The organism is Microbacterium esteraromaticum (assembly GCF_016907315.1).
Lineage (GTDB): Bacteria > Actinomycetota > Actinomycetes > Actinomycetales > Microbacteriaceae > Microbacterium > Microbacterium esteraromaticum.
The window spans coordinates 670173-690554 of the sequence record NZ_JAFBBS010000001.1; the positions used below are offsets into that span (position 1 = coordinate 670173).

The window sequence follows — 20382 nt, forward strand, 5'->3', positions numbered from 1 at the left end:
GTGACGAAACCACGCCTCTACTCCGGAATGCAGCCCTCCGCCGACTCCCTCCAGGCCGGCAACTACATCGGGGCGCTTCTGCAGTGGCGTGACATGCAGAGCGCGTATGACGCCTTCTTCTCGGTGGTCGACCTGCACGCGATCACCGTGCCGCAGAAGCCCGAAGAGCTGCGCGAGAAGACGCGCCGCACCGCCGCGCAGTACATCGCCGCGGGCATCGAGCCGTCGAAGTCGACCCTGTATGTGCAGTCACACGTGCGCGCGCACGCCGAGCTGGCGTGGATCCTCAGCACGATCACGGGGTTCGGCGAGGCCGGCCGCATGACCCAGTTCAAGGACAAGTCGCAGCGCTACGGCCAGGACTCCACCTCGGTGGGCCTGTTCACCTATCCCGTCCTGATGGCCGCCGACATCCTGCTCTACCAGAGCGAGCTGGTGCCGGTCGGCGACGATCAGAAGCAGCATGTCGAGCTCACGCGCGATCTCGCCGAGCGCTTCAACAGCCGGTTCGGCACGACCTTCACGGTACCCACCCCGGTGATCCAGAAGGACACCGCGCGCATCTACGACCTGCAGAACCCGACGTCGAAGATGTCGAAGTCCGCCGAGAGCGATGCAGGAGTGCTGTGGCTTCTCGACGACCCCGCCAAGTCGGCGAAGAAGATCATGCGCGCGGTGACCGACAACGAAGGATCAGTGCGGTTCGACCGCGAGAACAAGCCGGGTGTCTCGAACCTGCTCACGATCTACGCCGCCCTCACCGGGCGGCAGGTGGGATCGATCGAGGACGAGTACGCGGGCCGCGGTTACGGCGACTTCAAGAAGGGCCTGGCCGAGGTCGTCGTGAACGAATTCGGTCCTGTGCGCGAGCGCGCGAACGCGCTGCTCGACGACCCCGCAGAGCTCGACCGCCTGCTCGCCGTGAACGCGGCGAAGGCGGACGCCGTGGCAGACGCCACCCTCGCAGACGTCTACGACCGCGTCGGCCTGCTGCGCCGCGTCTGAGGAGCGAGATGTCCGATCCGTTCATTCCGCCCGGAGGCTCCGTGCCACCCGCGGACGGAGCTCCGCCCGTACCGCAGGCGCCTGCGGTGGGTTTCGGTGCGCCCGTACCGCAGGCGCCGCCACCTGGCGCCTATCGCGTTCCGGTCGGCGGCTATCACGCTCCGGTCGGAGGTTATGCGGTGCCCGCACCGACGCCCTCGTCGCGCCGGACGGGAGCGCTGGCGCTCGCGTCGGCGCTCGTCGCGACGCTCGTGACCCCGGTCGTCGCCGGCGTGCTCGCTCTTCAGATCGGACTCGTCGTCTCGATCGATCAACTCGTCAGCGTGAGCGGTGACGTCGTGATCGCCGCTCTCTCCCCCGCCCGCATCGAGACGCTGTGGGCGGAGATCATGTTCTGGCTCGGCACCGCGCTCGGGCTCTTTGCGATCGTCGCCGGCATCATCGCCATCGGCCGCCGTCGCGGACGAGGGATGGGCATCGCGGCGATCGTGATCGCGGTACTGGGCCCGATGTTCTTCTTCCTCGCCGTCACCCTCCTGTACGGCATCGGCAACGGGATCGCCTTCGGCTCGACGGTCTGAGACGCGAGACGCGCCGAGCACGGCCGCTCAGCGGGAGTGATGCCGCTGCTGGGCCGCCAGAAGGCCCTCGTCTACGAGCTGTTCGACAGCATCCGCGACATCCGAGATGAAGATCGGCAGCGTCTTCGACTCGACTGAGCCGAACGGCGCGAGCACCCAGTCGGCGGGGTCCTGCCTACCGGGCGGACGGCCGATGCCCGCGCGCACCCGCAGGAAGTCGGGGGTCGTGAGGGTGCGCGCGATGTCTCGCACTCCGTTGTGCCCGCCATGGCCGCCGCCGACCTTCAGGCGGATGCTGTCGAACGGGATGTCGAGCTCGTCATGCACGACGATGACGTTCTCGGGCTCGACCGAGTAGAAACGCGCGAGAGCAGCGACCGGCGTGCCCGAGGTGTTCATGTAGGAGTTGGGCTTGGCGAGGACGATGCGATCGCCGCCGGGCCGAAGGCGCGTCTCGACGACACGTGCCCCTGCCTTGTGCTCACGGAACCGCTCACCGCGACGATCAGCCAGCTCGTCGACGACCATCTGCCCGATGTTGTGGCGGGTCGGCGCATAGCGCGGGCCGGGGTTGCCGAGGCCGACGATCAGCCAGGTGGTGGTCATGCCTGTTCCTCTCGGGCGGGCGGATCGGGGATGGTGGACGACGACGGGATATGACAGAGGGGACGCGATCAGATCGCGCCCCCTCCGTCAGGATCGTCAGCGGATCACTCCGCGGCGGCGTCCTCGGCCGGAGCCTCAGCGGCGTCCTCGGCCGGAGCCGCAGCGTCGCCCTCAGCCTCGTCCTCGACCGGCGCGGCCGGGACCGAGATCGCGACCACGAGGGTCTCGGGGTCGGCGACGAGCGTGACGCCCTTGGGCAGCTTCACGTCGGCGGCGGTGATGTGCGCGCCCTCCTCGAGGCCCTCGACCGAGACCTCGACGTTCTCGGGGATGTGGGTGGCCTCGGCCTCGACCGCGAGGGTCGTGGCGTCGAGGTTCGCGATGGTGCCCGCGAACGACTCGCCGGTCAGGACGACGGGCAGGTCGATCGAGACCTTCTCGCCCTTCTTCACGACCAGGAGGTCGATGTGCTCGATGATCTGGTGCACCGGGTCCTTCTGCACGTCCTTCACGAGGGCGAGCTGCGAGGTGCCGTCGATGTCGAGGTCGAGCAGCGCGTTGGCGCGGCGGATGATGAGCGACACCTGGTGGCCGGGCAGGGCCACGTGCACGGGGTCGGTGCCGTGGCCGTAGATCACAGCAGGGATCTTGCCGGCGGCGCGCAGGCGGCGGGCGAAGCCCTTGCCGAAGCTCGTGCGGGTCTCGGCGACGACCTTGTTCTCGTCAGACATGTTGTTCTCCTTCAGGCACGCGGGACGGGGCCGCGCGATGGTCATGGTCTCGGAAGCCTCGGGTGCGGACACGAGGAGGCGAGACGCTGTGCGGCTGAATCATCCAGCCGACCACCGGGCTCACGTCACCGCGTCGATAACGGATGCGCGCATGAACGCGCTCCCTCGCCGAGGAACTCCTCCATGGTACCCGAAAGGTCGGTAGGCTGTGAGCATGCTCGATGCCGCCTTCCTCTCGCACGTCGTCCTCTGGATCATCGGCGCGATCGCCGTCTGCGGCGTCGTGTCGTCGTTCGCCGCGATGTTCTCGATGGGACGCTCCGGCTACCGCAAGGACTGACCGCACGGCCGGCACGCCCGGCTCACTGCGCCCGGGGCCGATCGCCCGCACGAGCCGATGAAACGAACGGTTCGCGACCGTCCGGCACCGATACTGTGGGATCACCCCTTCATCACTCGAGGAGATCCCTGTGCCCACAGCCGCAGCCAACATCGGAGTCGTCGGACTCGCCGTCATGGGTTCGAACCTGGCCCGCAACCTCGCCAGCCGCGAGGGCAACACGGTGGCGGTCCTGAACCGCTCGCGGGCGAAGACCGACGAGCTCGTGTCGCTGCATCCGGAGGCGGGCTTCGTGCCGACCTTCTCGTACGAGGAGTTCGCCGCTTCGCTGCAGAAGCCGCGCACCGCGATCATCATGGTCAAGGCGGGACTCGGCACCGACGCCGTCATCGACGAGCTGGTGCGTGTCTTCGAACCAGGTGACATCATCGTCGACGGCGGCAACGCCTACTTCCCCGACACGATCCGCCGCGAGCAGGCGGTTCGCGAGACCGGCATCAACTTCGTCGGTGCGGGCATCTCGGGCGGCGAAGAGGGGGCACTGCTCGGCCCGAGCATCATGCCTGGCGGCTCGGACGAGTCGTGGGTGACCCTGGGTCCCATCCTCGAGTCGATCGCCGCGGTCGCCGAGGGCGAGCCCTGCGTGACGCACGTCGGCCACGGCGGCGCCGGCCACTTCGTGAAGATGGTGCACAACGGCATCGAGTACGCCGACATGCAGCTCATCGCCGAGGCCTATGACCTGATCCGTCGCGGCACGGGCAAGTCGCCCGCCGAGATCGCCGACATCTTCGCCGAGTGGAACACCGGCGAGCTGGAGTCGTACCTGATCGAGATCACCGCCGAGGTGCTGCGCCAGATCGATGCCGAGACGGGCCAGCCGCTGGTCGACGTGATCGTCGACCAGGCCGGCGCCAAGGGCACCGGCGCATGGACCGTGCAGACGGCTCTCGCTCTCGGCGTTCCTGTGTCGGGCATCGCCGAGGCGACCTTCGCGCGCTCCCTCTCATCTCACCCCGAGCAGCGCGCCGTCGCCGCCCACCTCCCCGGCCCCGAGGGCGACTTCGTCGTCGACGACGCCGACGCCTTCATCGAGGACGTGCGCCTGGCGCTGTACGCGTCGAAGATCGTCGCGTACAGCCAGGGCTTCGACGAGATCCGCGCCGGCGCTGTCGAGTACGGCTGGACGATCGACCTCGGCGCCGTCTCCAAGATCTGGCGCGCGGGATGCATCATCCGCGCCCAGTTCCTGAACCGCATCGCCGAGGCCTATGCGGGCGAGCCCGATCTGCCCGCGCTGCTCACCGCACCGTACTTCGCCGAGGCTCTTTCGCGCGGTCAGGCCTCGTGGCGCCGCGTCGTCATCGCGGCGGCTCAGGCCGGCATCCCTGCCCCGGCGTTCTCGTCCTCGCTGTCGTACTACGACGGCATCCGTGCAGACCGCCTGCCCGCAGCGCTCGTGCAGGGACAGCGCGACTTCTTCGGCGCGCACACCTACCGTCGTATCGACAAGGACGGCACCTTCCACACTCTGTGGTCGGGCGACCGCACCGAGATCCCGGCGGTCGACACGCACTGAGCAGCGAGCTGCGCCACGCGCTCAGCAGAAGGGGGCCGCGGCATCGCCGCGGCCCCCTTCTGCTCTGCGTCAGCTCACCAATCGTGCACGGTGCCGTCGGCGAGACGGTTGTACGGCAGGTAGGCCTGCTGGTACGGGTACTTCCCCGCCTCGTCGAGGTCGAGCTGCACCCCCAAGCCGGGCTCGTCGCCGGGGTGCAGCATTCCGCCCTGCCAGGTGAACGACTGCTGGAAGACGGCGTTCGTCCTGCTGCCGTGCTGCATGTACTCCTGGATGCCGAAGTTGTGGATCGCCAGGCCGAGGTGCATGGCCGCTGCCATCCCGACCGGTGAGATGTCGGTCGGGCCGTGCATGCCGGACCGGATCTGGTACTGCGCCGCATAGTCGAGCACGCGTCGGAGGTGGCTGATGCCCCCGGTGTGCGTGACGGCGCTGCGCACGTAGTCGATCAGCTGCTCGCGGATGATCTGCTGGTAGTCCCAGACGGTGTTGAAGATCTCGCCGATCGCCAGCGGGGTCGTGGTGTGCTGGCGAACCAGACGGAGTGCCTCCTGGTTCTCGGCGGGCGTGCAGTCCTCGAGCCAGAACAGGTCGTAGGGCTCGAGCGACTTGCCCAGTTGCGCGGCCTGGATCGGGGTCATCCTGTGGTGACCGTCGTGCAGCAGCGGCAGCTCGGGACCGAATTCGTTCCGAACGGCCTCGAAGACGGTCGGCACGTGCCGCAGGTAGCTGCGGGTGTCCCAGTCCTCTTCGGACGGGTAGGCGCCGCGCTGGGCTGGCTCGTGGTCGTACCGAGTGCCGGCGTTCGCCTCGAAGGTCGCGTTCGAGGCGATCCCGTAGATCGACTTCAGACCCGGGACACCCGTCTGGATGCGGATCGCGCGATAGCCCTGATCCAGGTGGCTGCGGACGCTGTCGAAGAGCTCGGGCAGCGACTTTCCCGAGGCGTGCCCGTAGGCGAGCAGGCCCGTGCGGCTCGCTCCGCCCAGCAGCTGGTACAGCGGCATCCCCGCGGCCTTCGCCTTGATGTCCCACAGCGCGACGTCGACGGCGGCGATGGCCGCCATCGTGACCGGCCCGCGGCGCCAGTACGCCGAGCGGTAGAGGAACTGCCAGGTGTCCTCGATGCGATGCGCGTCCCGGCCGATGAGCAGCGGGACGACGTGTTCGGTCAGGTAGGACACGACGGCCATCTCGCGTCCGTTGAGGGTGGCGTCGCCCAGTCCCGTCAGACCGTCGTCCGTCGTCAGCTTGAGCGTGACGAAGTTGCGGTCGGGGCTGGTGACGATCACCTCGGCCTTGTCGATGATCACTGCAGATTGTCCTCTCGTTCGTTCACCACTCCGCCGCCGATCCGTCGGGATGACGCCAGAGGGGGTTCTGCCATGGCTGCCAGCGCGATGCCGCGTCGCGGACCGCGCTCTCGTCGACCTCGATCCCGAGTCCAGGCGCGGTCAGGCGCTCGAAGCAGCCGTCGACGAAGCGCAGCGGCTCGGTGTCGACCACGTAGTCGAGCACCTCCGCGCCCTGGTTGTAATGGATCCCGATCGACTGCTCCTGGATCAGGTGGTTCGGCGAGGCGAAAGCCACCTGAAGGCACGACGCCAGCGCGATGGGACCAAGCGGGCAGTGCGGGGCGATCATCGCATCGAAGGCCTCCGCCATGGCGGCGATGCGCCGCACCTCTGAGATGCCGCCGGCATGCGACAGATCGGGCTGGAGGATGGCGACGCCTGCCTGCAGCGACGGGATGAACTCCTGGCGCGAGTACAGCCGCTCCCCCGTCGCGATCGGGATGCTGGTCGATTCCACGATCCGCTCGATCATGTGCGTGTTCTCGGGCACGACAGGCTCTTCCAGGAAGAACGGATGCAGGGGCTCGAGCAGCGGCGCGAGTCTGCGGGCCGTCGCGATCGTGAAGCGTCCGTGAAGGTCGACTGCCACGTCGCGATCAGGACCGAGCACCTCGCGGGCGCTGGCCACCCTGGCCACGACGCGGTCGAGCTCGGCGACGGAGCCGTTCCTGCTCATCCGGCCCGAGGCGTTCATCTTCACGGCGGTGAGCCCGACGGCCACCTGCGCGGAGATGTGATCGGCGACCTCGTCGGGGTCGTCGCCTCCGACCCAGCCGTAGGCACGGATGCGATCGCGCACGGCGCCGCCGAGCAGATCGTGCACTGGCACCCCGAGGCGCTTGCCCTTGAGGTCCCACAGCGCCTGGTCTATGCCGGCGACCGCACTGGCCAGCACGGCGCCCCCACGGTAGAACTGCCCCTTGGTGAGCACCTGCCAGTGGTCCTCGATGCGGTCGGGGTCCTTGCCGACGAGGTAGGCGGCGAACTGGACGACGGCGGCCGCGACGACGTCTGCGTACCCCTCGAGCGAACCCTCTCCCCAGCCGACGAGGCCGTCGTCGGTCTCGATCCTCACGAACAGCCAGCGAGGCGCGACCGGCAGCGCCTCAACCCTCGCGATGGCGCTCACGCCGCCTCCCCCGTGTCTGCGAGGTAGTCGGCGAGGATCTGCTCGACCACGTCGTCGGGGCTCTGCTCGACGCTCACCTGGATGCCCCGCTCGTCTGGCTCGAGGGGCTCGAGCGTGTCGTACTGCGATTGCAGCAGAGTCGGAGGCATGTACTCGTGGCTGCGCGCCGCGATGCGCGAGGCGATCAGCTCGATGGGCCCCCACGGCTCGACGATGTACAGCGAAGGCGCATGGGCGCGCAGCGTGTCGCGGTACGCCCGCTTGAGCGCCGAGCAGGCGACGACGGCTCCGCCCGTGGCGGCGTGCGCGGCGATGGTGTCGCCGACGAGCCGCAGCCACGGCTCGCGGTCGGCGTCGTCGAGCGGTGTTCCGGCGGCCATCAGCGCGACGTTGCGGGCGGGGTGCAGGCTGTCGCCATCGATGAACGGCACCCCGAGGCGGGTGGCGAGCATCCGTCCCGTGGTGGTCTTGCCGATGCCCTGCACGCCCATGACGACGATCGCGACGGGTGATCTGTGCGACATGGTCATCCCTTCGTCGCGCCGGCGGTCAGGCCGGAGACGATGTAGCGCTGGGTGAACAGCGCGATCAGCATGATCGGGGTGGTGACGACGACGGATGCCGCCATCAGGGCGCCCCAGTCGATCGAGGCGTACCCGATGAAGTCGAAGATCGCCACGGGCAGGGTCTTGGTCGACTGCCCGGCCAGCACCAGCGCGAACATGAAGTTGTTCCACGAGAAGATGAACGACAGGATCGTCGCGGTCGCGATGCCGGGCACGGACAGCGGCAGCGTGATGCGGTAGAACGCGCCGATCGCTGTGAGCCCGTCGACCTGCGCCGACTCCTCGAGCTCTTCGGGGAGCTGGTCGAAGAACGACATCATGATGTAGAGGATCAGCGGCAGCGACACGAACATGTGCGACAGGATCAGCGGCAGGTAGCCGCCGGTCATCTTCAGCTGGGCGAAGATGAAGTACCACGGCACCAGCAGGCTGACGCCGGGGATGATGCGGGCCAGCAGCACGACCAGCGCTGAGCGGTTCATGAGGAACCGGCTCATCGCATACGCGGCCGGCACCGCGAGCAGCAGCGAGAGCCCCGTCGCCATGAACGCGACGAAGAACGAGTTCCAGATGTAGACGAGGTAGTTGCCGCGGCTCGGGTCGAACACCGTGTCGTAGTTCTGCAGAGTGGGCTCGAACAGCAGCGCCTGGCTGGCGTCGTAGATCTGCACATTGAGCTTGAAGCTCGCGAGCACCATCCACACGATGGGGCCGAGGAAGGCGAGCACGATGAGGGCGAGGCCGACGAAGCGACCGACCGAGCCCCAGCGGAACTTGCGGCGACGGATCAGCGGCGCGGGTCCAGGCGCGACCAGTGCGCGGGTGTGGGTGGCGGAGGTCATGACTCCCGGCCCTTTCTCTGCATCTGCAGCACCCAGATGACAGCGAGGATGATGAGGAAGAAGAGGATCAGCACCGCCGAGGCGAGGCCGTACTCGTTGTAGTCGAAGCTCAGGCCGTACGCGTAGACGTTCAGGGTCTCGACGTCGTGCGAAGACCCGCCGCCCTTGCCCTTGGTGGCGTAGAGGATGTCGAACGTCTTCAGCGCGTCGATTCCGCGCAGCAGCACGGCCGCGATGATGACGGGACGCATCAGCGGAACGGTGACGAACCAGAAGCGCTGCCATGCGTTCGCGCCGTCGACGCGGGCCGCCTCCTGGGTCTCCTCGGGCAGTCCGGTGAGACCGGCGAGCAGGATGAGGGCGACCATCGGCGTCCACTGCCAGACGTCGACGAATATCAGGGTGGACAGCGAGGTGGCGGGGTCGGCGAGCCAGGGCTGCGGTGCGATGCCGACCCACGAGAGCATCTCGTTGACGAAGCCGATGTTGGGCTCGAACAGCAGGCGCCACATCATGCCAACGGCGACGGGGGTGGCGACGAGGGGCAGCAGCACGATCGTGCGGACCACGCCCTGGCCCCGGAACGGCTTCCAGAGCAGAAGGGCGATGATCATGCCGAGGATGAGCTCGAAGAAGAGGGCGCCGGCCGTGAAGTACACCGTGCGGCCCACCGAGGGCCAGAAGCGCTCGGTGTCGGTCAGCGCCTCCGCGTAGTTCTCGAAGCCGATGAAGTCGAAGTCGCGACGGACGGAGCGCTTCGAATCGGTGAAGCCGAGGTAGATGGTCCATCCCAGCGGGATGGCGAGCATCAGCAGGGTGAAGACCATCGACGGGCCGGCGAGGACCCATTTGCGGTGGCGGTCGGCCCAGCGGCTGAAGCGCTCGCGCGCGCCCACCTCGGGAACGGTCGGGGATGCGGTCATGATGCGTCCAAAGGTCGGTCCGCACCGCCCCGCGACGGCGGGGCGGTGCGGGATCGGATCGTTATTCGGCGTCTTCCGCGAGGAACTCGTCGAAGGCCTTGGCCGCCGTGTCGACGGCCGCGTCGACGTCGCCGCCGGCGATGGCGGTGACGATGGGGTCGCCGACGATCTCACGCGCCTGCGCGACCTGGATGACAAGGGGGCGATCCTGGCCGACACCGTTCTCGCCGTTGACCTTGATGGCCTCGATCAGCTCGTCGGGGTAGTCGGCCGTGGCATCCGCGTCATCCCAGACCGAGGTGCGCGATCCGGAGACGCCCAGCTTCGACATCTCGAGCATCGTCTGCTTCGAGGTGGCCCACTCGATGAACTGCCAGGCGGCGTCCTTCTTCTCGGTGGCGTCGTTGATCGCCAGGCCCCACGATGCGATGTTGTAGGGCTTCGCGCCCGCGTCGCCGGCCGGGAACGCCGCGAATCCGACGTTGTCTGCGACGGTCGACTGCGACGGATCGGTCATGTTCTTGTACAGGCTGTCCGCGTCTGCGATGAACGCGGCCTTGCCCTGCTGGAACACGGCGAAGGCCTCGGGCCAGCTCATCTCGGGGTTGATCGTCGCGCTGGTGTGCGTGCGGATGAGGTCGCCGTAGAACTTGTACGCGTCGCGCGCCTCGTCGCTGTCGATCGCGGACTCTCCGTCGTCGGTGATCCACTTGCCGCCGAAGCTGAAGAGGAAGGCGCTGAACTGGGTGACCGCCGCGGACTTGCCGGTTCGACCGATGTATCCGGCGATGTCGGGGTTCTGCTCGTGGATCTTGGCCGCGGCCGCATCCAGCTCCTCGAGCGTGGTCGGCACCTCGAGACCGGCCTTCTCGAGCAGGTCCTTGCGGTAGTAGAGCACGGTGCGCTCGGTGATGATCGGCACGCCGACGATCTCGTCATCGTACGTCGTCAGCTCGGCCGGGCCCTTCTGGAAGTCGGACCAGTCCCACTCCTTGTCTCCCTCCGCGAGGTCGGTGAGGTCGGCGAGGTAGCCGTTGTCTGCGAAGAGCTTGCCCTCCTGCAGCGGCCGGTACATCATCACGTCGATTTCGTCGGTTCCGGCGTTGAGCTTGACGTTGTACTGGTCGGAGAGCTGATCCTCGGCGAGCTGGGTGATCTCGACCTTCGCGCCGGTCTCCTTCTCGAACTCCGGGATGAGCTCCTTGATGCTCTCGGTCCAGACGTGGTTGGCGAGAGTGACTCTGATGGTCTGACCCTCGATACCGGCCTCCGGGTCGACCTCTGGTGCGGAGCTGCAGCTTGCCAGCGCTCCTGCCACCATCGCGATACTTGCCGCCGCGATCACGCGGGCGGGCTTGGATCCGTACTTCACTGTGACTCCATCCTGTGCCGGGCTCCCTCGCTGCGGCACTGTTCAGATGCGGGGTTACATCTGCCCTATCGACACGATAACCGCCAAAAGTATGACAATTCAACCCTCGTTGCCTAAAAGATATGCTCTACACATGCCGTCGCCTCTGACCCCGCCGCACGTGCCGCTCGCCGTGACCGGCGATCTGCGCAATCTCGTGCTCGACACCCTCGGCCGCGAGATCTGCTCGGGCGCCATCGGCCCCGAGTCCACGTTCACCACGGAGTCGGTGGAGGGCCGCTTTCAGGTCTCACGGCCGGTGGTCAGAGAGGCCTTGCGCGCCCTCGAGGCCCTCGGCCTGGTCGTGTCGAAGAGACGCGTGGGCGTGCGGGTGCAGCCACTCGCCCAGTGGAACGTCTACGACCTCCAGGTGATCCGGTGGCGCCTGGCGGGCCCCAGTCGAGTCGCGCAGCTGCGCTCGCTGACCGAGCTCCGCGGAGCCATCGAGCCGGCGGCCGCTCGGCTCGCCGCCCTGCGCGCGCCCCTCAACCAGGCCAGCGAGCTCGTCGGGCTCTCCGGCAGGCTCTGGGCCGCAGGCCGCAAGGGCGACACCGAGGGATTCCTGCAGCTGGACCGCGAGTTCCACGCGCTGGTGCTCGAGATGAGCGGCAATGAGATGTTCGCCAAGATGCATCACCTCGTCGATGAAGTGCTCTCCGGCCGCACCCACTATGGGCTCATGCCGCAGTATCCCGCGCACGAGGCGCTGCAGATGCACGTCGACATAGCGACCGCGATCCAGGCCGGCAACGCTGAGAAGGCCGCTTCGGCGATGATCGCGATCATGGAGCGGACCATGAACGAGATGCGCTCGATATGGGAGCAGCAGGCCACAGAGCTGCCCTCGACCGACCCGGACTCAGAGCGCTCATAGCAAAACCTATGGATTCTCGATGAAACGCACCCGAGAATGGCCTCATGAGCACCGAGCACCCCGAACTGCGTCGACCTGACGGAACTCCGCTGCGCATCCTCGCCGTCGACGACGAGCCGATGCTCACCGACCTGCTCGCCATGGCGCTGCGCATGGAGGGCTGGGAGGTGCGCACGGCCGCATCGGGCCTCGAGGCCCTGCAGGTCGCGCGCGACTTCGAGCCGGATGCCCTGGTGCTCGACGTCATGATGCCCGACCTGGACGGCATGAGCGTGCTGCGTCGGCTGCGCGAGTCGGGCAATCTCGTGCCGGTGGTCTTCCTCACCGCGAAAGACGCCGTCGCCGACCGCATCGCCGGGCTCACCGCCGGCGGCGACGACTACGTCACGAAGCCGTTCAGCCTCGAGGAGGTGATCGCACGGCTGCGCGCGGTCATCCGCCGCTCAGGCCAGGTCCACGCAGACGACGAGCAGTCCATCCTGCGCGTGGCCGACCTGTCGCTGAACGAGGACAGTCATGAGGTCATGCGCGGCGACGACGAGATCGAGCTGACGGCGACCGAGTTCGAGCTGCTGCGCTTCCTCATGCGCAACGAGCGGCGCGTGCTGTCGAAGGCGCAGATCCTCGACCGCGTGTGGAGCTACGATTTCGGCGGCAAGTCATCGGTGGTCGAGCTCTACATCTCGTACCTGCGCAAGAAGATCGATGCGGGGCGCACTCCCCTGCTGCACACCGTGCGTGGCGTCGGCTACATGATCAAAGCACCGCAGTAGCCCATGCTCCCCCACCCCCTCAGCCTGCAGGCGCGGCTGATGGCCGCGGTGATCGGGTTCGTCTCGCTCATCCTGGTGATCGTCGCCATCATCACCAGCGCCACGCTCGGCAAGACGCTGGAAGACGGCCTGCAGGAGCAGCTCGACGCGACGTCGAACGTCACGACCGCGCTGGTCACCGACCGTGCGCAGCGGGCGGCGCTGCGCGGCGAGGTGCTGACGGCCGAGACCGCGATCCAGGGCGGCATCGTCTCCGACGGCAGCCTGCTGGTGGCCGTGCTGCCGCCGAGCGCCGCCGCCTCGGGCGTCATCGCGACACCCGACACCCGCCGGAGCCTCCCGGCAGGCGACCTGCTCACCCTCACCTCGGCGCTGCACGACTCGAAATCCGCGACCGTCGTCCTTCCCGACTTCGGCTCGTACCGCGTGACGGTCGATCGCACGGAGAACGACGTGGTGGTCATCACCGGGCTCCCCCGGGCCGAGGTGCAGCGCACCATGACCTCGCTGTTCACCGTGATCGCTCTCGCGACCCTCGGCGGGCTCATCCTGCTGGCGCTGACGACCGCGCTCACCATCAGCATGGGGCTGCGACCGCTGCGCGCCGTCGCCGCCACCGCATCGAGAGTCGCCGGGCAGCCACTCGACCGCGGCGAGGTGAGCATCACCGAACGTGTGCCCGACTACGAGGCCGACCCCCGCACCGAGGTGGGCAGGGTGGGCGTGGCGCTGAACACGCTGCTCGACCATGTCGATTCGTCGCTCGCGGCGCGCCAGCGCAACGAGGAGCGCATGCGCCGATTCGTCGCAGACGCCAGTCACGAGCTGCGCACACCGCTGGCATCCATCCGCGGGTACTCCGAGCTGTCGCTGCGCGCTCTCAGGCAGTCGCAGGACGCGCCCGCGGTCGAGGACACGACCTCGGCGCTGGAGCGCATCCAGGCGCAGTCGCTGCGCATGACCCGGCTCGTCGAGGATCTTCTGCTGCTCGCCCGCCTCGACGAGGGGGCCGAGCTCGTGCACGGCGAGGTCGACCTCTCACAGCTCGCCGTCGAGGCGCTCGCCGATGCGCAGCCCACCGCCCCCGGCCATCACTGGAAGCTGGAGACCCCGGGCGAACCCATCACCGTAACCGGCGACGTGGGACGCCTGCACCAGGTCGTCGGCAATCTGCTCGCGAACGCGCGCACCCACACCCCAGAGGGCACGACGATCACGCTCTCGGTATCGGCCACCCCGGCCGGCGCCGAGCTGCGCGTGCACGACGACGGGCCAGGCATCGACCCAGCCGTGCGCGAAGAGCTCTTCGCCCGCTTCGCCCGCGGCGATGTCTCCCGCGCACGGCAGACCGGCGGCACGGGGCTGGGGCTCGCGATCGCCAAGGCGATCGTCGAGGGCCACGGCGGCACCATCACCGTCGAGAGCGAGCCCGGCGACACGGCCTTCACCGTGCGCCTGCCGCGCGCCGCCGGCGCGCGGGAGCCGCTCGCGCCCGAGCAGGCCGACGACGCAGGGTGGCCAGGGCCGCAGACTCAGTAGCCGGCGAACGCGTCGGTGGTGACGCCGCGCGCCTTCTGCAGCGCCGGTGCCAGATCGGCGATGAGCCGCGGCGGTCCTGAGATGAACGCGTGACGGCTCGCCAGGTCGGGCACGACGCGCTGCAGGCCCTCGGCATCAAGGCGGATGCCCTGCGCCCAGGTCCAGTGCGCGGGCAGGTCGGCCGGTTCGTCGCGCGTGAACACGATCGTTCGCGCACCGGTCGCGGCGAGCTCGTCGCGGAAGGCGAGCTCCGCGGCCTCCGACGCCACGTAGACCAGCACGACATCGCGCGTCACGCCGGTGGCCTGCAGCTGCCGCAGCTGCGACACGAACGGTGTCACGCCGATACCCGCGGCGACCATGAGCACAGGTGACGCGCCGCGCGGCAGCACGAAGTCCCCCCAGGTGCCCGTGACCGCCAGCACCGCTCCCGGCTCAGCGGCCTTGAGCGCTCGCTTGTAGCTGGAGGGGTGCTTCTGATCGCCGTCCTTGTAGGCGATGCGCAGCGTCGGGAGGTCGGCAGGAGCGGACACGATGCTGAACTCGCGACGAGTGCCACGGGCATCCGGATTGCGGTGCGGCACCTCCAGCTCGACGTACTGTCCGGCGATGAATCGCACCCGGCCCTTGGCTCGGAAGGTGAGTTCCTGCGCGGTGGGCGTGATGAACTCTCGCTTCGTGAGCACGAGGCGCACCGAGCCGCGCAGCGCGAAGGCGAAGGCGAGCAGGTTGCCGATCAGCAGCGCGCGCTCCTGTCCGAGCGTGAACAGCGTGCCGATCGCGATCGGCCAGCCGGCGAGCACGCCGACAAGCGCCGCGACGCTGAACTGCTGCCACCGCCGAGGCGGCAGGGTCAGTGGCTCTGACAGCATGAACGCGCCCAGGAACAGATACGGGGTCTGCGTGATCGCGCCGACGAGGGCATCGCCCGCGTCGAACGGCACGCCGAACGTCTGCGCCTGCACGACCTGGCGCACCACCGAGACCACGACGACCACGATCAGGAAGACGAGCACGAGTCGCACCTTCTCGGTGCGCCACAGCACCACCAGGCCGAACAGCGCGACGAACGGCGACAGCCAGGGCGTGCCGACCCACCACGCCGAGAACGTGCCCAGCCCCAGGATCGTCACGACCGCGGCGCCGAAGGCAGCCGGGTTGACGATGTGGCGCCCCCGCCACGCGATGAGGTACTTCGACAGGCTGGCGAGCACTCCGGCGAGCGCCGTGCCGCCGAGCCCGGGGAGCGTCAGCGACGGCTGCAGCACGAAGAGCAGGATCAGCGCGGTGACAAGCGATGACTCGATGCGCCACGGCAGTCGCAGCGCGCGCTGCGCGATCGCGTCGACCACGGAGATCGCCACTGACAGCACCGCGAACGACGCGAGGATCTCGCCCGCTGAGGGCCCGACGAGACCGGCGAGCGAGAGTCCGAGGGCGATCACCGCCAGCGCGGCGAGAGCGAAGAGCACGAGACGGTACATCGAGATGGCGCCGAGCACGGCCAGCACCCGCTGCCGCATGGCGAGAAACGCAGTGATCACCGTTCTACTCTTCCGCATCCTCGCCGCCCTGGCGCCGCCCACCGCCCGCGGTGAACACCTCACCGGGGAAACCGGCAGAACGTTCCACGCGCCCGTCCGTCGACATCCTCACCCATTCGACGCCCCAGCGATCGGCGAGCGGCGGGCCCCCGTCGAAGAACAGCGCCGTGGCGACGGCATCCGCGTGCAGTGCGTCGCCCGCGAGCGCCCAGGTCGCAGCCCAGGTGCGCACCGGCAGGCCCGTGCGTCCGTCGAGCACGTGATGCAGCCCGCCGGCCCACGAGCGACGCGTGACACCGGAGGCGCAGAGTGCGGCATCCGCCACCTCCACCACTCCGATCGCAAAGGCCGGGTCATACGGGTGCTCCAACGCGACCCGAGCCGTGCCGCCCCGTACGCGCAGGTCGCCGCTGCCGTCGACGGTGACCCGCCCGGCGTTGCCTTCGAGCGCGTCGCTGATCAGGTCGACCAGCCGGCCCTTGCCGACCGCGCCGACATCGATGACGGCCGCACCCTCCAGCACCAGCGCACCGGCGTCAGCGCGCAGTCGGGTCCGCCAGTCGCCGGGCGCCTGCAGCGCGGGGCCGGCCTGCAGGCTCAGCGCGGCGTCGTAGCCGAGCGCCTCGAGCGCCGCGCCGATCAGCGGGTTCACCGCGCCGTGCGTCGCGAGATCCAGCTCACGGTAGACGTCGAGCATCGCCTGGGCGTCGGCGGCAGCATCCGGATCGAGCGGCGCGGATCCGCCTCGCTCCCGCAGCGCGGAGACGACCGAGTCGTCTCTGAAACGAGACCAGGTCTCGTCGAAAGAGCCGATGATGCTCTGGATCCGGGCGCGATCGCCGTCGCCGAGCGATTCGGCGGTCTCGATCTCCCAGCGCGTCCCGATGGCGTCGAACCGCCAGGCGTGCATGCCGTCTCACTCGGCCGCGGCGGCGGCCTCGTCCTTGATCTTCGCGAGCGCCTGGTCGAAGCCCTCGCTGGTCAGCGAGGACCCGGCAACGCGGTCGACGTCCAGATCGTCGACCTTCACTCCGACGATCTCGTCCGAGATGCCCGCGATGAACTGCCCCTGGTAGTTCTTCGACTCGGGGGCGATCGGGTCGCCGACCACCGTGACATCGCTGACCGCATCATCGGCGATCGTGAGGGCCACCTCGATCGTCTCGACCGTCTCGGGCGTCTGATACGACCCTTCGGCCGTATACGTGCCGTCGGCGTACGGCGCTGTCACGTCGCTCGACGTACCCGGAGCCGCGTCGCCTGTCTCGGCGTCTGCTGCGCCGGAGCATCCCGCGAGCACGAGGGCGCCGGCGATGCCGAGCAGAGCGGTTCCGGTACGGGCGACGGGATGCTGGTTCATGCCTCCAGCTTCGGGCATCCGGCTATGAGGATTCCGGATGCCCGATATGCATCCAGCCAGAGGCTCAGGCGTCTCCGCCGAACATGCTCGTGACCGAGCCGTCCTCGAAGACCTGGCGGATCGCGGTCGCCAGCAGCGGCGCGATCGGCAGGATCGTGAGCCCCTCCCAGCGACGCGATTCGGTGAGCGGGATGGTGTCGGTGATGACGACCTGGTCGATCGCCGCGTCCTGCAGGCGCTCGGATGCCGGATCGCTGAACACGGCGTGCGTCGCGGCGACGATCACCTTGCGGGCACCGTTCGCCTTGAGCGCCTGGGCGGCCTTGACGATGGTGCCGCCTGTGTCGATCATGTCGTCGACGAGGAGGCAGGTGCGGTCGTCGACGGTTCCGACGATCTCGTGCACCGAGACCTGGTTGGCGACCTTCGGATCGCGGCGCTTGTGGATGATCGCGAGCGGCGCACCGAGGCTGTCGGACCAGGTGTCGGCGACGCGCACGCGGCCCATGTCGGGCGACACGATCGTGAGCGTCTCGCGGTCTTCCGCGGTGAGGGTTCCCTCGAAGTGCTCGAGCAGCACGGGCTTGGCGAAGAGGTGGTCGACTGGTCCGTCGAAGAAGCCCTGGATCTGCGCGGCGTGCAGGTCGACGCTCATCACGCGATCAGCACCGGCGACCTTGAGCATGTCCGCGACGAGACGGGCCGAGATCGGCTCGCGGCCACGACCCTTCTTGTCCTGACGTGAGTACGGGTAGTACGGCGCGACGACGGTGATCCGCTTGGCCGACGCGCGCTTGGCCGCGTCGAGCATGATCAGCGTCTCCATCAGCCACTCGTTCACCGGCTCGCCGAACGACTGCACGATGAACAGGTCGCAGCCGCGGATCGAGACCTCGAACCGGGCGTAGATCTCACCCGAGGCGAAGGTGCGGTGCTCGACGGGAGCGACCTCCTGGCCGAGAGCCGCGGCGACGGCCGCTGTCAGCTCGGGATGCGAGCGTCCGCCCGCGACGACCAGCCGCTTCTTCGTCTTCGCGATGAGTCCGGGTGCGACGCCCTTCTCACGGTCGAGTGCAGCCGTCTTCTTCTTGCGCCCCATGCCAGTCGCCTATTCTGCTGATCGTTCCCGGGCGGCAGCGTCCGCTGCCCCCGTGCCTGCTCGGTTCTTCTCGACCCACCCGTCGATGTTCCTCTGGGGGGCGACGCTCATAGCCAGCGCACCCGCGGGGACGTCCTTGCGGACGACGGCGCCGGCACCGGTCTTCGCACCAGCTCCCAGCCTAACGGGCGCGACCAGCACCGTGTGCGAGCCGGTGTGCACCTCGTCGCCCACCACGGTGCGGTGCTTGCTCACGTCGTCGTAGTTCGCGGTGATCGTACTGGCGCCGAGGTTCACGCCGCGGCCGATCGTGGCATCGCCCACATAAGACAGGTGGGGCACCTTGCTGCCCTCGCCGATCTCGGCGTTCTTGGTCTCGACGTAGGCGCCGATCTTGCCGCCCGCGCCGAGCACGGTGCCTGGACGCAGGAACGAGAAGGGGCCCACGGTCGCGTTCGCCCCGATGACCGCGAGGTTCGCGTCGGTGCGCTTGACCACGGCGTCCTCGCCGACCTCGCAGTCGACCAGCGTGGTGTCGGGGCCGACCGTCGCGCCGGCGGCGATGACCGTGGCACGCAGGATCTGGGTGTTCGGCAGGATCGTGACATCGGCGGAGAGCTTCGCGTCGTCGTCGATCCACGTGGTCTCGGGGTCGACGATCGTGACGCCCTCGCGCTGCCAGCGACGAACGATGCGCTGGTTGAGCAGGCGTCCGACGAGCGCGAGCTGAGCGCGGTCGTTGACGCCGAAGGTGACGGAGACGTCGGAGACGACGGATGCCGCCACGCGGTCGCCGTCGCGACGAAGCAGGCCAGGCACATCGGTGAGGTACATCTCGCCCTGCGCGTTGTCGACGCCGATCTCAGGCAGGTAGCGACGCAGCGTCTCTGAACGGAAGACGTACATGCCCGCGTTGATCTCGCTGACCGCGGCTTCGTCCTCGCTGGCATCCTTCTGCTCGACGATCCGGTCGACGCCCCCGTCGGCGTCGCGGATCACTCGGCCGTACCCGGTCGGGTCGTCGACCACAGCGGTCATCAGGGTCGCCGGTGCACCCGAGGCGCGGTGCTCGTCGAGGAAGGCCGAGAGCGTGTCGGCGTCGGCGAGCGGGCAGTCGCCCGAGAGGACGAGCACGTCTCCGTCGAAGTCGGCAGGCAGCGCATCGATCGCGACCTGCACCGCGCGACCAGTGCCAGGCACGTCGTCCTGATCGACGAAGACCGCGTCGGGATAGTCGGCCGCGAGGGCGCTCACGACCTGCTCGCGCTCGTGCCTGACGACGACCTCGATGTGCGCGGCACCGAGCGAGCGCGCGGTGGTGAGCACGTGGCCGACGAGCGGGCGCCCGGCGATCTCATGCAGCACCTTCGGACGACGGGACTTCATGCGCGTGCCCTGCCCTGCGGCGAGCACGACGATGGCGAGATTGTTCTGCGTCATGCTCCGCCGCCAGGATTCGAACCTGAACCTCACAGCTCCAAAGGCTGTCGTGCTGCCGTTACACCACGGCGGACCACGGTCTTGTGCCGTCCGAGACGGCGACCGCTCGTCAATTCTGCCACGGCGCACCTGACGCCCCCGCCGAGCGGGATCGGCCGCCGGCGCCAGCACGCGATAATGGACGGATGAGCGAGGCGGATGAGGTCGACCGGATCGTCGGCGCCTGGAACACCCAGCGTCCCGACCTGGACTTCTCACCGCTCGAGGTGCTCTCACGCATGGACCGGCTGTCGCGACATCTCGACCGCGCGCGGCGAGACGTGTTCCGCCGCAGCGACATCGAGCCGTGGGAGTGGGACGTGCTGTCGGCGCTGCGCCGAGCGGGCGCACCCTTCCAGCTCTCCCCAAAGCAGCTGCTGCAGCAGACCCTCGTCTCGAGCGGCACCATGACCAATCGCATCGATCGTCTCGTGGGTCGTCGCTTCGTCCGCCGCGAGGCGGATCCGCAGGACGGCCGCAGTGTGCTGGTGACCCTGACCGATGACGGACGGGTCCGAGTGGATGCGGCGATCACCCGCCTCGTCGACGCCGAGGCGGTGCTGCTGCGCGCCCTGCCCCGCGCCGACCGCGAGCGGCTCGCCGGCCTGCTGCGCAAGCTCAGCCTGAGCTTCGATTCGTGATGGAT

The 20382-nt window shown here is 68.6% G+C and carries 21 protein-coding genes and 1 tRNA gene; 8 read left to right on the forward strand and 14 right to left on the reverse strand.

The window, feature by feature from the left end:
* Together trpS and JOE67_RS03325 are read left to right on the forward strand one after the other, a co-directional pair.
* Complete coding sequence (gene trpS, locus JOE67_RS03320) at positions 1–1005, forward strand: tryptophan--tRNA ligase (RefSeq protein ID WP_204974138.1); 1005 nt, start codon at positions 1–3, stop codon at positions 1003–1005.
* Between the two features lie 179 nt (positions 1006–1184).
* Positions 1185–1586 carry a hypothetical protein gene (locus tag JOE67_RS03325; RefSeq protein WP_338041481.1) on the forward strand — a complete coding sequence of 134 codons (402 nt, stop codon included), beginning with the start codon at positions 1185–1187 and terminating at the stop codon, positions 1584–1586.
* Positions 1587–1613: 27 nt separating this feature from the next.
* Here the strand turns inward: JOE67_RS03325 and pth are convergent, their stop codons facing one another.
* Entirely contained in the window at positions 1614–2192 is a 579-nt protein-coding gene (gene pth, locus JOE67_RS03330; RefSeq protein ID WP_204974139.1) for an aminoacyl-tRNA hydrolase, read from the reverse strand.
* Between the two features lie 104 nt (positions 2193–2296).
* The gene (locus JOE67_RS03335; protein WP_204974140.1) at positions 2297–2923 is read right to left on the reverse strand and encodes a 50S ribosomal protein L25/general stress protein Ctc; all 627 of its coding nucleotides are present in this window, start codon (positions 2921–2923) and stop codon (positions 2297–2299) included.
* Between the two features lie 214 nt (positions 2924–3137).
* Between JOE67_RS03335 and JOE67_RS15615 the strand changes: the two genes are divergently transcribed.
* Together JOE67_RS15615 and gndA are read left to right on the forward strand one after the other, a co-directional pair.
* Entirely contained in the window at positions 3138–3263 is a 126-nt protein-coding gene (locus tag JOE67_RS15615) for a hypothetical protein (protein ID WP_274606813.1), read from the forward strand.
* 130 nt (positions 3264–3393) lie between these two features.
* Positions 3394–4842, forward strand: coding sequence for an NADP-dependent phosphogluconate dehydrogenase (gene gndA / locus JOE67_RS03340; RefSeq protein ID WP_204974141.1), 1449 nt, complete (start codon positions 3394–3396; stop codon positions 4840–4842).
* A gap of 74 nt (positions 4843–4916) precedes the next feature.
* Here gndA and manD read toward each other — a convergent pair whose 3' ends face one another.
* The 6 genes from manD to JOE67_RS03370 all read right to left on the reverse strand — a co-directional run bounded on the left by manD (position 4917) and on the right by JOE67_RS03370 (position 11029).
* Positions 4917–6155 (reverse strand): D-mannonate dehydratase ManD, encoded by a 1239-nt coding sequence (gene manD / locus JOE67_RS03345; protein ID WP_204974142.1) that lies wholly within the window; start codon positions 6153–6155, stop codon positions 4917–4919.
* 22 nt (positions 6156–6177) lie between these two features.
* The gene (gene dgoD / locus JOE67_RS03350) at positions 6178–7326 is read right to left on the reverse strand and encodes a galactonate dehydratase (protein ID WP_204974143.1); all 1149 of its coding nucleotides are present in this window, start codon (positions 7324–7326) and stop codon (positions 6178–6180) included.
* Positions 7323–7850 (reverse strand): gluconokinase, encoded by a 528-nt coding sequence (locus JOE67_RS03355; RefSeq protein WP_204974144.1) that lies wholly within the window; start codon positions 7848–7850, stop codon positions 7323–7325. Before JOE67_RS03355 ends, dgoD begins: the two co-directional genes overlap by 4 nt.
* Before the next feature lie 2 nt (positions 7851–7852).
* Complete coding sequence (locus JOE67_RS03360; RefSeq protein ID WP_204974145.1) at positions 7853–8734, reverse strand: carbohydrate ABC transporter permease; 882 nt, start codon at positions 8732–8734, stop codon at positions 7853–7855.
* Positions 8731–9657, reverse strand: coding sequence for a carbohydrate ABC transporter permease (locus JOE67_RS03365; protein ID WP_239527964.1), 927 nt, complete (start codon positions 9655–9657; stop codon positions 8731–8733). Before JOE67_RS03365 ends, JOE67_RS03360 begins: the two co-directional genes overlap by 4 nt.
* A gap of 61 nt (positions 9658–9718) precedes the next feature.
* Complete coding sequence (locus tag JOE67_RS03370; protein ID WP_338041482.1) at positions 9719–11029, reverse strand: ABC transporter substrate-binding protein; 1311 nt, start codon at positions 11027–11029, stop codon at positions 9719–9721.
* Between the two features lie 133 nt (positions 11030–11162).
* Here JOE67_RS03370 and JOE67_RS03375 point away from each other — a divergent pair, with 133 nt between their 5' ends.
* Genes JOE67_RS03375 through JOE67_RS03385 form a run of 3 tightly spaced genes read left to right on the forward strand, consistent with a single transcriptional unit; the run spans position 11163 to position 14254 of the window.
* Entirely contained in the window at positions 11163–11942 is a 780-nt protein-coding gene (locus JOE67_RS03375) for a FadR/GntR family transcriptional regulator (protein WP_204974146.1), read from the forward strand.
* A 44-nt stretch (positions 11943–11986) separates the two neighbouring features.
* Positions 11987–12715 carry a response regulator transcription factor gene (locus JOE67_RS03380; RefSeq protein WP_204974147.1) on the forward strand — a complete coding sequence of 243 codons (729 nt, stop codon included), beginning with the start codon at positions 11987–11989 and terminating at the stop codon, positions 12713–12715.
* A gap of 3 nt (positions 12716–12718) precedes the next feature.
* Positions 12719–14254, forward strand: a complete 1536-nt coding sequence (locus JOE67_RS03385) for a sensor histidine kinase (RefSeq protein ID WP_204974148.1) — start codon at positions 12719–12721, stop codon at positions 14252–14254.
* Here JOE67_RS03385 and JOE67_RS03390 read toward each other — a convergent pair.
* From JOE67_RS03390 to JOE67_RS03415, 6 genes are all read right to left on the reverse strand, one after another.
* Positions 14248–15798 (reverse strand): ferredoxin--NADP reductase, encoded by a 1551-nt coding sequence (locus JOE67_RS03390; RefSeq protein ID WP_420827631.1) that lies wholly within the window; start codon positions 15796–15798, stop codon positions 14248–14250. The genes JOE67_RS03385 and JOE67_RS03390 overlap by 7 nt on opposite strands.
* A 4-nt stretch (positions 15799–15802) precedes the next feature.
* Entirely contained in the window at positions 15803–16708 is a 906-nt protein-coding gene (locus JOE67_RS03395) for an FAD:protein FMN transferase (protein WP_204974150.1), read from the reverse strand.
* Between the two features lie 6 nt (positions 16709–16714).
* Complete coding sequence (locus JOE67_RS03400) at positions 16715–17158, reverse strand: FMN-binding protein (protein ID WP_204974151.1); 444 nt, start codon at positions 17156–17158, stop codon at positions 16715–16717.
* A 64-nt stretch (positions 17159–17222) separates the two neighbouring features.
* Positions 17223–18257, reverse strand: coding sequence for a ribose-phosphate diphosphokinase (locus tag JOE67_RS03405; RefSeq protein ID WP_204974152.1), 1035 nt, complete (start codon positions 18255–18257; stop codon positions 17223–17225).
* Between the two features lie 9 nt (positions 18258–18266).
* The gene (gene glmU, locus JOE67_RS03410; protein ID WP_204974153.1) at positions 18267–19697 is read right to left on the reverse strand and encodes a bifunctional UDP-N-acetylglucosamine diphosphorylase/glucosamine-1-phosphate N-acetyltransferase GlmU; all 1431 of its coding nucleotides are present in this window, start codon (positions 19695–19697) and stop codon (positions 18267–18269) included.
* 1 nt (position 19698) lies between these two features.
* Positions 19699–19770, reverse strand: a tRNA-Gln gene (locus JOE67_RS03415).
* 112 nt (positions 19771–19882) lie between these two features.
* On the opposite strand from JOE67_RS03415, the gene JOE67_RS03420 reads away from it, so the two are divergent.
* The gene (locus JOE67_RS03420; protein ID WP_204974154.1) at positions 19883–20377 is read left to right on the forward strand and encodes a MarR family winged helix-turn-helix transcriptional regulator; all 495 of its coding nucleotides are present in this window, start codon (positions 19883–19885) and stop codon (positions 20375–20377) included.
* Positions 20378–20382: the final 5 nt, after the last annotated feature.

Coding starts and splice junctions, on each gene's coding strand:
- pth (WP_204974139.1), bottom strand. CDS start 2,192: ATGACCACCACCTGGCTGATCGTCGGCCTCGGCAACCCCGGCCCGCGC.
- JOE67_RS03335 (WP_204974140.1), bottom strand. CDS start 2,923: ATGTCTGACGAGAACAAGGTCGTCGCCGAGACCCGCACGAGCTTCGGC.
- JOE67_RS15615 (WP_274606813.1), top strand. CDS start 3,138: ATGCTCGATGCCGCCTTCCTCTCGCACGTCGTCCTCTGGATCATCGGC.
- JOE67_RS03355 (WP_204974144.1), bottom strand. CDS start 7,850: ATGTCGCACAGATCACCCGTCGCGATCGTCGTCATGGGCGTGCAGGGC.
- JOE67_RS03360 (WP_204974145.1), bottom strand. CDS start 8,734: ATGACCTCCGCCACCCACACCCGCGCACTGGTCGCGCCTGGACCCGCG.
- JOE67_RS03365 (WP_239527964.1), bottom strand. CDS start 9,657: ATGACCGCATCCCCGACCGTTCCCGAGGTGGGCGCGCGCGAGCGCTTC.
- JOE67_RS03375 (WP_204974146.1), top strand. CDS start 11,163: ATGCCGTCGCCTCTGACCCCGCCGCACGTGCCGCTCGCCGTGACCGGC.
- JOE67_RS03380 (WP_204974147.1), top strand. CDS start 11,987: ATGAGCACCGAGCACCCCGAACTGCGTCGACCTGACGGAACTCCGCTG.
- JOE67_RS03385 (WP_204974148.1), top strand. CDS start 12,719: ATGCTCCCCCACCCCCTCAGCCTGCAGGCGCGGCTGATGGCCGCGGTG.
- JOE67_RS03395 (WP_204974150.1), bottom strand. CDS start 16,708: ATGCACGCCTGGCGGTTCGACGCCATCGGGACGCGCTGGGAGATCGAG.
- JOE67_RS03400 (WP_204974151.1), bottom strand. CDS start 17,158: ATGAACCAGCATCCCGTCGCCCGTACCGGAACCGCTCTGCTCGGCATC.
- JOE67_RS03405 (WP_204974152.1), bottom strand. CDS start 18,257: ATGGGGCGCAAGAAGAAGACGGCTGCACTCGACCGTGAGAAGGGCGTC.
- glmU (WP_204974153.1), bottom strand. CDS start 19,697: ATGACGCAGAACAATCTCGCCATCGTCGTGCTCGCCGCAGGGCAGGGC.
- JOE67_RS03420 (WP_204974154.1), top strand. CDS start 19,883: ATGAGCGAGGCGGATGAGGTCGACCGGATCGTCGGCGCCTGGAACACC.